The organism is Streptomyces colwelliae (assembly GCF_048158785.1).
GTDB lineage: Bacteria > Actinomycetota > Actinomycetes > Streptomycetales > Streptomycetaceae > Streptomyces.
The window spans coordinates 1-10874 of record NZ_JBLTJC010000345.1 but is presented as its reverse complement, the minus strand read 5'-3'; the positions used below and the strand labels follow the sequence as shown (position 1 = coordinate 10874).

Sequence of the window (10874 nt, the reverse complement as noted above, 5' to 3'; positions counted from 1 at the left end):
GCCGAGTACAGCCGCCCGTACTCGGCCCTGGTCGCCCATCTGGACGCCCTGGACGCGGCCGGGCCGTGTCGCAGGCCGACAGGAGCAGGCGGGGGTCGTGGCGGCGGAGGCCCGTCAGGAGGTCCGTGGCCTGCTGGATGAGCGCCGGGGAGGGGTAGGCCGGGCGCGGTACGGGCGGCAGCGCCTTGCGGGGCGTGTGCTTCTTCGGCTTCTTCAGCGCTGCCGGGGCATGGCTGTCCCTACGGCTGCTGCCGGGCTGGTTGCACGAGATCGTGCGGGTGATGATGCGGCCGTCGGGGACCCGGTGCCGTTCGCGACGCAGGTAGCCGTGGGTCTCCAACTCCCGTAGCGCGGCGGCGATTCGGTCCCTGCCCTCCGGGAAGCGGGCCGCGAGGGTCTTGATGTCGACGCGGGAGTCCGCGGGCAGGGACTGGATGTGGACGCCGAGTCCGATCGCGAGCGCCGACAACTCCGGGTGCTGGGCGAGGTGGTTGCCGATCACCGTGAAGCGGGTGGTGTGGCGGGCGTTGTCGTGCGTGAGTCCAACGCCGGAGTGTCCTGAACGGGGGTGCCGCTGGTTCGGGTGTTTGTCGGCGGCGTGCCGGGACTGGGCGCGCGGGGGCGCGCTAATGTCGTGCGTATCCATCGGGGAAGCTCTTCTCTTCCTTGGTGGTCAGGCCCTCGCCTTGGGATTGCCGTCCCGGCGAGGGCCGTCGTATGTCTGGAGTTGTTTCTGATGTGCCGAGTTGGTGTCGCGCTGAGCGTAGATCACGCAACCTGCCCGGAATCCAGCCCAGTTGATGATGTTCACCCGGATGGGTGAATGGCGGGCCCGGCTGCCGGGAGGGTGGGGTGGGGCTTGGTGGGGGTTCTTTCACCGTCGTGGTTCTTGGGAAAAGGCGCCCCTTGCACCGGAGTTCGGGTTTCCGGGCTTCGGTGCGTGGTCCAGTACCAGTTCCGCCCAGACCGTCTTGCGGGGGCGAGGTCCCGGGTCCCAGCCCCAGCGGTCGGCGAGCGCCTCGACGATCAGCAGGCCCCGGCCCGACTCCCCGTCCTGCGGGGGGTCTTGGGGGAGCGGCGGACGGTCACCCCGGGTGTCGGAGACCTCGATGCGCAGGATGCCGGCGACGACGTAGAGGGTGAGTCTGAAATCCCGGCCCGGTACGCGACTGTGCGTGGCCGCGTTGGTGGCGAGTTCGGCGACGATCTGGCGGGCCGGGTCCAACGGGATTCCCCAAGACCGGAGTTGTTCGGTGGCCAGGAGACGGGCGAGGCGGGCGCCGCGTCGGGTGGGGGACAACTGCACCGTGAAGTTGCGGCTGGGGTTGCCGAGTTGGGGTTTGGGCTGGGCTTCGGAGGCGGTGGTTTCTTGGATCACGTCACTCAGCGTGGCCGCGCGTGCTTACCGTGAACAGTGACATGGCCGTTGCGTACGGTGACTGTCCAGGCGTTGTCCGGTCGTGTCCGGGCTGTCGGGACGGGTCGCGCGGGTAGGGGCGTCGCGGCACGGTCGTACGGATCAGGAGGGGTGCGGGATGTCGGTGGAACCGGAGCGGGTCAACGGCGAGGCGGATGAACCGGGTTGGGAGGTGGACCCGGACGACGAGTGGGGGTTGGCGGTCCTCGCGACGGTCGGGCGGCAGTTGAAGCTGCGGCGCGAGGCGGTGGGGATGCGGGTCCCGGAGTTCGCGGTGGCGGTGGGGTATGGAGAGGATCTCGTCTACAAGGTCGAGGGCGGGAAGCGGATTCCTCGGCCCGAGTATCTGGACAAGTCCGAGGATGTGTTGGGCGCGGATGGACTCATCTCGGCGATGAAGGAGGACGTGGAGAAGGTCCGGTATCCCAAGAAGGTGCGGGACTTGGCGGAGTCGGAAGCCAAGGCGATTGAGTTCGGGGTCTACGTCGGGCTCAGTCTCCATGGCCTGTTGCAGACACCGGAACACGCGCGAGCCCTGTTCGAGGTATCCCAGTCCGCCTACTCGGCAGGGGAGATGGATCGTCTTATCGCTGCTCGCATGGCGCGGAAGACAATCTTCGAACGATCTCCAGCGCCCATGCTCAGCTTCGTTCAGGAAGAGGTGACGCTACGCCGACAGGTGGGAGGCACAATGGTCTGGCGTCAGCAGCTCGAACACCTGGCGGAGGTTGCGGAGCTACGCAACGTCACCTTTCAGGTAATGCCGACTGACTCTGGGGCTCACCCTGGGCTGAGTGGCAAGATCGAGGTGCTGAAGTTCGAGGACGGTACGGCGGTGGGACGTTCCGACGGAGCGTTCAACGGTCGCCCGACCTCTGAGCTGAAGCAGCTTCGCATTCTTGAGCTGCGATACAGCACCATTCGGGCTCAGGCTCTCACCCCACGGGAGTCCCTGGCCTTCATCGAACACCTGCTGGGAGAAACATGATCCGCGAGCCCGAACTGGCCTGGTTCAAGAGCAGCTACAGCGACGGCCCCGAGGGTGACTCCTGCGTCGAGGTTGCCGTAGTCCCCGGCATAGTCCATATCCGTGACTCCAAGAACACTGAGGGCCCTCGGTTCACCGTCACCCCGGCCGCCTGGACGGGTTTCGTGCACCAGCTGGGAGAGGTGTGACGGCACCTGAACTGAACTGACCTGGGCGGAGTTCGTCACGCACCCGCGAACGGGTCGCCCAGGACGCCGGCCAGGCGGATGAGTCCCGGGCCGTCTTCGTCGGGCGTCACCGCCGCGTAGACCGTGTAGGTCCAGGCCCGCTCCGCCGCGTATGGGGACGCCCAGGTGAGGACTTCGTCGACGTCGACCTCGCCCAGGACCTCGTACTCGTACGCCGTCACCGCCGCCACGTCCCAGAAGTAGACGCGGTAACGGGCATGGTCCTGCTCCCACGCGGTGTCACGGGGATCGATGCCGCGAATGTCCATGAACCGAGCTTAGGGACACGAACGCATCCCCCCGTCCCTCACACCCTCCGCACCGGACACCCTCCACGGCAAACCCACCCCTCTCCGCGCGGTACCTTCGTCGCGACGTCGATGAGGAGAGTGAACGTACGTGAGTAAGTTCGTGCGGCCCGCTGCCGAGGGTGCCGACCCGTTCGGGACCGCCCGTCTGCGGCGTGGGGTGCTCGATGCCTGGGCGACCAGTCCGGCCCGGTTCCGGGAGGACGCCAACGCCGAGGAGGATCTCGTCCTCGGCGGGTACCGGGACCGGCTCGTCGTCGAGCTCGCTCAGAACGCCGCCGACGCCGCCGCCCGTGCGGGCGTGGCCGGCCGGCTGCGGCTCACCCTCCGCGACGGCGTCCTCTGCGCCGCCAACACCGGCGCCCCCCTCGACGCCGCCGGAGTCGAATCCCTCTCCACCCTCCGCGCGTCCGCGAAACGCGACGCCGGTGACAGCGCGGTCGGCCGTTTCGGCGTGGGGTTCGCCGCCGTCGTCGCCGTGACCGACGAACCCGCCGTCGTCGGGCGGCACGGCGGCGTCCGCTGGTCCCTCGCCGAGTCCCGCACCCTCGCCGACGACACCGCCCGCCACAGCCCCGGACTCGGCACCGAGATCCGCCGCCGCGACGGCCACATCCCCCTCCTCCGCCTCCCGTTCGCCGCCGAGGGCACCGCCCCCGACTCCTACGACACGGTCGTCATCCTCCCGCTGCGCGACACCGCCGCCGAGGACCTCGCCGAACGCCTCCTCGGCGCCGTCGACGACGCTCTCCTCCTCGCCCTCCCGGGGCTGACCGAAGTCGTGGTCGAGGTGGGGGACCAGGCACCCCGCACCCTCGTCCGGCGCACCGAGCGCGCCGACACCGTCGTGGACGACAGCCGCGACGGGACCACCCGGTGGCGTACCGTCGCCGCGCACGGGGAACTGGCCAAGGAGCTGCTCGCCGACCGGCCCGTCGAGGAGCGGCTGCGCCCGTACTGGTCCGTCACCTGGGCCGTACCGGTCGACGAGGACGGGACCCCCGCCAGGCCCCGCACCAGCCCCGTCGTGCACGCGCCCACGCCCAGCGACGAACCCCTGGGCGTCCCCGCCCTGTTGATCGCCTCGCTGCCCCTCGACACCACCCGCCGGCATGCCGCCCCCGGCCCGCTCACCGACTTCGTGGTGGAGCGCGCGGCGGACGCGTACGTCGAACTCCTCGCCGCCTGGCGCCCGGTGACCACCGGCATCATCGACCTCGTCCCCGGCTCCCTGGGCAAGGGCGAGTTGGACGGCATCCTGCGCCAGGCGATCCTGGAGCGCCTCCCGCGCACATCCTTCCTCCCGCCCGCCATCGAGCCCGACGGCCAGGGCGACGACGACTCCGACCTGCCCGAGTCGCTACGGCCCCGGGACGCCGAGGTCGTCGAGGGCGCCGGTTCCGACACCGTGCGCGTCCTCGCCGAGGTGCTGCCCACCCTCCTCCCCGCCGGGCTCGAACGACGCGTGGAACTACGGACGTTGGGCGTCGCCCGGGTCCTCCTCACCGACGCCGTCGACCGGCTGGCCGGTCTGGAGAAGGACCCCGGCTGGTGGCGGCGGCTCTACGACAGCCTCGCGGGCGTCGACCCCGACCGCCTGTCCGGGCTGCCCGTCCCGCTCGCCGACGGCAGGACGACGATCGGGCCGCGCCAAGTCCTCCTCCCCACCCCCGACTCCGCCCGGGTCGAACCCGAAGTCCTCGCCCGGCTCGGCCTCAAGGTCGCCCACCCGGACGCCGCGCACCCCCTCCTGGAGAAGCTCGGCGCGCTGCCCGCCACGCCCCGCGCGGTCCTCACCACACCTCAGGTACGGGCCGCCGTGGCCGCCTCCATCGACGACGAGGGCGGGGCCGTATGGGACGAACCCGCCCCCGACGCCGAGGAGTTGGCGGACACCGTCCTCGCCCTCGTGCGGGACGCGGGTCTCGAACCCGGCGACGAACCCTGGCTCGGTGCCCTCGCCCTGCCCGACGAGGAGGGCGAACTCGCGCCCGCCGGTGAACTGGTGCTGCCCGGCAGCCCGTTCGCCCAGGTGATGCGGGAGGACGAACTCGCCTTCGTGGACTCCGAGTTGGCCGACCGCTGGGGCGAACAGCCCCTCGCCGCCTGCGGAGTCCTCGCCACCTTCGCCCTCGTCCGGGCCACCGACGTCGTCCTCGACCCGGACGAACTGGAGCCCCGCGACAGCGACTTCGCGGAACCCGACGACCCCGGCCTGCTGGACTCCGTGGACGTGTGGTCGGAGGACGTCCTCGACCGCTTCCCCGACACCCCCGTACCCCCCGTGGCCACGGAACTCGTAGCTGTCCGCGACCTCGACCTCGTCGACGACGACCGCTGGCCCCAGGCCCTCGCCCTCCTCGCCCAGCCCCCGCTCCGCGACGCGATCACCCAACAGGTCCGCGTCCTGCTGCCCGACGGCACACACGAACTCGTACGGCCGTACACGGCCTGGTGGTTGCGCGGCAACCCGGTGCTCGACGGCCGCCGCCCGGCCGGCCTGCTGGCAGCAGGTGGCGACCCCCTCCTGCGCGGTCTCTACGACGAGGCCGACGCGACCGGGTTCGACGACGAGCAGGTGCTGCGGGCTCTCGGCGTACGGACCTCCGTGGCCGCGCTGCTCGAAGAGCCGGGTGGGGCGGCCGAGTTGCTCGACCGCCTCGCCGACCCGGACCGCGAGGTCACCGGCGCCCAACTGCACGCCCTGTACAGCGCGTTGGCCGACCTCGACCCGGAGCAGGTGACCCTCCCGGACGACCTGCGCGCCGTGGTCGACGGCGAGGTGACGGTCGTGGACGCGGCCGACGCCATGGTCGTCGACTCACCCGACCTGCTCCCCTTCACCGCGGGCGTCCCCCTCCTGCCCGTACGGCCGTCCAGGGCGGCCGAGCTGGCCGAACTCTTCCAGGTGCGGCGGCTCAGCGAGTCGGTCACCGGCGAGGTCACCTCCGAGGGCGCCGAGCACGACGTACCGGAATCCGTCCGGATCCTCCTCGGACCGCTCACCCCCGCGACCTACGTCGAACACGACGAACTCGTCGTGGACGGTGTGGAGATCGACTGGCGCCGGACCCGGGACGGGGTGCTGCACGCCTCGACGCTGGAAGGCGTGGCGGCCGGCCTGGCCTGGGCGGCCGGTCAGTGGCCCCGCCGCTTCGAGGTGGCGGCGCTGCTGGAGGACCCGTCGCGGACGCGGGAACTGGCCCGTGACCGGTGGTTCGACTGACCCGTGACCGGTGGTTCGACTGATTCGACCGAGCGGACCGGCGACCTCCCCGGCGATCTTCACGGCCGTTCCGAAAAAAGTTCACGAGTCGTACAACCATTCCCTTTCGTCGTGAATCTGATCACCTGAGCCAACAGGCTCCACGATCACTTCTCTACCTGGGGACCCCATGCGTATGCGTGCCATCCTCGGCGTCGTCACCGGCGCCCTGGCCCTCTCCGCCCTCGCCGTGCCTGCCGCGCAGGCCGACGAGGTGCAGGGGGACACCGCGATCTCGGGCGTCGTGGTGAACGGCGGCAAGGCGGTCGTCGTCGGTGCGACCGCGAAGAAGACCATCACCGTCAGCTTCACGGTGAAGGACGCCTCGGGCGTCGGCTGGGCGCAGGCGATCCTGTACCACGGCGCGAACATCGACTCGGCCGACAGCGGTGCCGTCGCCAAGAGCAGCGACGGCCGTTCCACCTGCACCAAGGTCAACGCCACGACGTCGACCTGCAAGTCGTCGTACGACCTGGAGCCGGGCTCCAACCTGATCAACTCCGTGGCCGGCGGCTGGAAGGTCTGGGCGATCGCCACGGGCAAGGACAACGACTACGTCCAGAAGGACAACGCGAAGACCTTCCAGGTCCAGCGCCTGTCGAAGCTGACGGTCAACGCCGCGCCGGAGCCCGTGAAGAAGGGCAAGACCATCACGGTCACCGGCAAGCTGACCCGCGCGAACTGGGACGCCGGTACGTACTCCGGTTACTCGACGCAGCCGGTGAAGCTCCAGTTCCGCAAGAAGAGCGCCAGCACGTACAGCACGGTCAAGACCATCAAGACCAGCTCGACGGGCAACCTGAAGACCACCGTCAAGGCGACCGTCGACGGCTACTTCCGCTACAGCTTCGCGGGCACCTCGACCACCCCGGCCGTCAACGCCGCGGGTGACTTCATCGACGTGAAGTAACCGGCCGCCCTGCGGGACCCCGGCACTTCACCATCTGTTCGCAATACCCGTACAAAAACTGATTCCGGCGTACAACCCTCACCACCGGTCGCGAATCAGAACACGTGAGCCAACAGGCTCCGCCATCACTTGGGCCCCGGCGCCGACGACGAGCCGTTCGGAACGACCAGCGCGCCGGGGCCCCCTTTCCCACTTGGGGAACGCATGCGCATAAGCGCCACCGTGGCCGCCGTCTCCGGCGCCCTGGTTCTCTCCGCCTTCGCCGTACCGGCCGCGCAGGCCGCGGGCTCCGACGCCGGCTCGTACCGCTCGGACATCGCGAAGATCCGTGAGGCCGCCCACGCCGCCTCCGGCAAGAACTCCTTCGCGGCCGCCACCGCCGCCACCGCCGCCGACGACCAGCCGTACGCGCTGGACGTCACCTTCTCCAACCTCAAGGTGCACGGCGGCAAGCCGATCGTGGTCGGTGCCGCCGCCCGCGTCTCCGTCCCGGTCACGTACACGCTGACGCACGGCGCCGACGTCGACGTCACCGCGTCGGACTTCTGGACCGACCTGTACCTCTACAAGGGTTCGCTCGACAGCCCGACCAACATGCTCTTCGGCGACGACCTCGCCACCTGCACGGCCACCTCGACGACCGTCGCCTCCTGCAAGGGCACCATCGACATCTACCCGGACCTGGGTGACCTGTCGAGCACCGACGCCGGTGTCTGGAGGGCCGGTGCCGAGGCCATCGCGTGGAACGGCCAGGACCCGACCAGCGGCAGCATCGACATCACCAAGGTCGGCTACGCGGACAAGGGCGGCTTCGCCTCCCCGAACGTGCAGCGCCTGTCGAAGCTGACGGTCAACGCCGCGCCGGAGCCCGTGAAGAAGGGCGCGACCATCACGGTCACCGGCAAGCTGACCCGCGCGAACTGGGACACCAACACGTACGCGGGCTACTCGACCCAGCCGGTCAAGCTCCAGTTCCGCAAGAAGAACTCCAGCACGTACACCACGGTCAAGACCATCAAGACCAACTCCACGGGCAACCTGAAGACCACCGTCAAGGCCACGGCCGACGGCTACTTCCGCTACAGCTTCGCGGGCACCTCGACCACCCCGGCGGTCAACGCCACGGGCGACTACGTCGACGTCAAGTAACAACGCAGACAGCTGCCCGCGCCCCTAAAAACGGGGACGCGGGCAGCTGCTTTTGTTTTTAGGGGCGCGGGGAACTGCGCGACCAGCCCCCACCGGGCCCGCAGCCGACGAACCGCCTGTCAGACGGAGCCTTCACGCCGGCACCCGCCGATCAACCAGCCTCCACACCAGCTCCAACGCAACCCCCGCCACCCCCGAAATCCCCACAGCGATCCACGGCATGGTCACCCCCACCAGCTTCAAAGCAAAGAAGTGCTGAAGCCACGGCACCACCAGCACCACCACAAACGCCGCCCCCATAGACGCGACCAGCGCCACCCGCCACCACGTGTACGGCCGCGCAATAATCGCCAGCACCCACATGGAGATCAGGAACAGGGTCAAGGTCGCCGCACTGGTCTCCGCCTCCAACGCCCCTTCCCCCGTGTAGTGGTGACGAGCGATCAGGTACGTAACGAAGGTCGCAACCCCCGCCACCACACCCCCCGGTATCGAATACCGCATCACCCGCCGCACAAAATGAGGCTTGGCCCGCTCCTTGTTCGGCGCCAGCGCGAGAAAGAACGCCGGAATCCCGATCGTCAACGTGGACAACAGCGTCAAGTGCCGTGGCAGGAACGGATATTCAACCCGCCAGCACACCACGAGCACAGCCAACAGCACCGAGTACACGGTCTTCACCAGGAACAGCGTCGCCACCCGCGTGATGTTCCCGATGACCCGCCGCCCCTCAGCGACGACCGAAGGCAACGTGGCGAAGCTGTTGTTGAGCAGCACGATCTGCGCGACGGCCCGCGTGGCCTCGGACCCCGACCCCATAGAGACACCGATGTCGGCGTCCTTCAGGGCGAGTACGTCGTTCACCCCGTCCCCGGTCATCGCGACCGTGTGCCCGCGCGACTGCAACGCCCCCACCATGTCCCGCTTCTGCTGCGGGGTGACCCGCCCGAACACCGTGCCCTCGTCGAGCGACTTGGCCATCTCCCCCTGATCCGAGGGCAGTTGACGGGCGTCCACGACCTGCCCGCTGAGCCCCAGCTTCCCGGCCACCGCCCCGACGGACACCGCGTTGTCCCCGGAGATGACCTTGGCCTGCACATCCTGCTCGGCGAAGTAGGCCAGCGTCTCCGCCGCGTCGGGCCGCAACCGCTGCTCCAGCACCACCAGCGCCGTCGCCGAGGCGCCCCGCGCGACCCCGGGATCGTCCAGCTCACCCGAGACCCGGGCCAGCAACAGCACCCGTAGCCCTTGCTCGTTGAGCCGCCCGGTCTCCTCCAGCGCGGGATCGTCCGCACCCAGCAGCACATCAGGGGCGCCGAGCAACCACGTGCTCGACTCCCCGTTCCCCTCGCTGAAGGACGCCCCGCTGTACTTCCGCGCGGACGAGAACGGCAGCGACTCCACGCACCGCCACTCCTCGCTGTCCGGATAGGCGGTGATGATCGCCTGAAGGGAGGCGTTCGGCCGAGGGTCCGACTCCCCGAGCGCGCCGAGGACTTTGCGAACGTACGTCTCGTCGGCCCCGCCCAGCAGCCGCAGTTCGGTGACGTCCATGCCGCCCTCGGTGAGCGTGCCCGTCTTGTCGAGGCAGACTGTGTCGACGCGGGCGAGGCCCTCGATGGCCGGAAGTTCCTGGACGAGGCACTGTTTCCGGCCAAGCCGGATGACCCCGATCGCGAAGGCCACCGAGGTGAGGAGCACGAGCCCCTCCGGCACCATCGGGACGATCCCGCCCACCGTCCGCGCGATCGAGTCCTTGAACCCGTGCTGTTTGACGACGAGTTGGCTGATGACCAGGCCGATCGCGGTCGGGATCATCATCCACGTCACGTACTTGAGGATCGTCGAGATACCGGTGCGCAGCTCGGAGTGGACGAGCGTGAACCGCGAGGCCTCCTCGGCGAGTTGGGCGGCGTACGCCTCACGCCCCACCTTCGTCGCCTCGAACGCGCCACCGCCGGCGACCACGAAACTCCCGGACATGACCGCGTCCCCCGGCCGCTTCACGACCGGATCCGCCTCACCGGTGAGCAGCGACTCGTCGATCTCCAGGCCGTCGGCCTCGACGCACTCCCCGTCGACAACGACCTTGTCACCGGGCCCGATCTCGATGAGGTCACCGAGGACGATCTCGGAGGTGCTCACCTCCACCGCGGCCCCGTCACGCCGTACCGTCGGCTTCGACTCACCGATCACCGCGAGGGAGTCGAGGGTCTTCTTCGCCCGCCACTCCTGGAAGACCCCGATCCCGGTGTTGGCGATGATCACGTACCCGAACAGGCTGTCCTGGACCGGCGCCACGAACAGCATGATCAGCCAGAGCACGCCGATGATCGCGTTGAACCGGGTGAACACGTTGGCGCGGACGATCTCGCCGAGGGAACGGCTGCTGCGCACCGGGACGTCGTTGACCTCCCCGCGCGCCACCCGCTCGGCGACCCCGGCGGCGGTGAGCCCACGCGCTCGTGCGGGAGGGACGGGCACGGGGTGCACAGGGTCGAGTTCGGCGCCCGCGTCGGTGTGCGTCATGCATTCGACGGTACGTGCGGATTTACGGCTTCACCCGCCGAGTGCCCGGAAGATCCGACCAGGGGAGGACGGCGGGCGGGG

General features: G+C 69.5%; 9 protein-coding genes. 5 read left to right on the top strand and 4 right to left on the bottom strand.

The features are described from left to right. Together ACNFOC_RS42865 and ACNFOC_RS42860 are read right to left on the bottom strand one after the other, a co-directional pair. Positions 1–646, bottom strand: a 646-nt coding sequence (locus ACNFOC_RS42865) for a helix-turn-helix domain-containing protein (protein WP_416964420.1), incomplete at its 3' end; no start/stop codon positions are given. A gap of 228 nt (positions 647–874) precedes the next feature. Next, positions 875–1378: an ATP-binding protein gene (locus tag ACNFOC_RS42860; RefSeq protein WP_416964419.1), complete on the bottom strand. Its 504-nt coding sequence runs from the start codon at positions 1376–1378 to the stop codon at positions 875–877. 157 nt (positions 1379–1535) lie between these two features. Between ACNFOC_RS42860 and ACNFOC_RS42855 the strand changes: the two genes are divergently transcribed. Further along, positions 1536–2405 carry a helix-turn-helix domain-containing protein gene (locus tag ACNFOC_RS42855; RefSeq protein ID WP_416964418.1) on the top strand — a complete coding sequence of 290 codons (870 nt, stop codon included), beginning with the start codon at positions 1536–1538 and terminating at the stop codon, positions 2403–2405. Continuing rightward, complete coding sequence (locus tag ACNFOC_RS42850; protein WP_416964417.1) at positions 2402–2593, top strand: DUF397 domain-containing protein; 192 nt, start codon at positions 2402–2404, stop codon at positions 2591–2593. Before ACNFOC_RS42855 ends, ACNFOC_RS42850 begins: the two co-directional genes overlap by 4 nt. Positions 2594–2628: 35 nt before the next feature. On the opposite strand, the gene ACNFOC_RS42845 is transcribed toward ACNFOC_RS42850, so the two are convergent. Beyond that, positions 2629–2901 carry a hypothetical protein gene (locus tag ACNFOC_RS42845; protein WP_416964416.1) on the bottom strand — a complete coding sequence of 91 codons (273 nt, stop codon included), beginning with the start codon at positions 2899–2901 and terminating at the stop codon, positions 2629–2631. Between the two features lie 130 nt (positions 2902–3031). Here ACNFOC_RS42845 and ACNFOC_RS42840 point away from each other — a divergent pair, with 130 nt between their 5' ends. The 3 genes from ACNFOC_RS42840 (at position 3032) to ACNFOC_RS42830 (ending at position 8264) form a co-directional block, all read left to right on the top strand. Continuing rightward, a complete protein-coding gene (locus tag ACNFOC_RS42840) occupies positions 3032–6166 on the top strand; it encodes a sacsin N-terminal ATP-binding-like domain-containing protein (RefSeq protein WP_416964415.1) in 3135 nt (1044 codons plus the stop codon). Between the two features lie 169 nt (positions 6167–6335). Next, positions 6336–7115 (top strand): calcium-binding protein, encoded by a 780-nt coding sequence (locus tag ACNFOC_RS42835; RefSeq protein ID WP_416964414.1) that lies wholly within the window; start codon positions 6336–6338, stop codon positions 7113–7115. Between the two features lie 204 nt (positions 7116–7319). After that, positions 7320–8264, top strand: a complete 945-nt coding sequence (locus tag ACNFOC_RS42830) for a hypothetical protein (RefSeq protein ID WP_416964413.1) — start codon at positions 7320–7322, stop codon at positions 8262–8264. 132 nt (positions 8265–8396) lie between these two features. Here the strand turns inward: ACNFOC_RS42830 and ACNFOC_RS42825 are convergent, their stop codons facing one another. Continuing rightward, a complete protein-coding gene (locus ACNFOC_RS42825; protein ID WP_416964412.1) occupies positions 8397–10793 on the bottom strand; it encodes a cation-translocating P-type ATPase in 2397 nt (798 codons plus the stop codon). Positions 10794–10874 lie beyond the last annotated feature (81 nt).

Excerpts from the sequence above, each read along its gene's own strand:
- ACNFOC_RS42855 (WP_416964418.1), top strand. The coding sequence starts at position 1,536 with ATGTCGGTGGAACCGGAGCGGGTCAACGGCGAGGCGGATGAACCGGGT.
- ACNFOC_RS42850 (WP_416964417.1), top strand. The coding sequence starts at position 2,402 with ATGATCCGCGAGCCCGAACTGGCCTGGTTCAAGAGCAGCTACAGCGAC.
- ACNFOC_RS42845 (WP_416964416.1), bottom strand. The coding sequence starts at position 2,901 with ATGGACATTCGCGGCATCGATCCCCGTGACACCGCGTGGGAGCAGGAC.
- ACNFOC_RS42835 (WP_416964414.1), top strand. The coding sequence starts at position 6,336 with ATGCGTATGCGTGCCATCCTCGGCGTCGTCACCGGCGCCCTGGCCCTC.
- ACNFOC_RS42830 (WP_416964413.1), top strand. The coding sequence starts at position 7,320 with ATGCGCATAAGCGCCACCGTGGCCGCCGTCTCCGGCGCCCTGGTTCTC.
- ACNFOC_RS42825 (WP_416964412.1), bottom strand. The coding sequence starts at position 10,793 with ATGACGCACACCGACGCGGGCGCCGAACTCGACCCTGTGCACCCCGTG.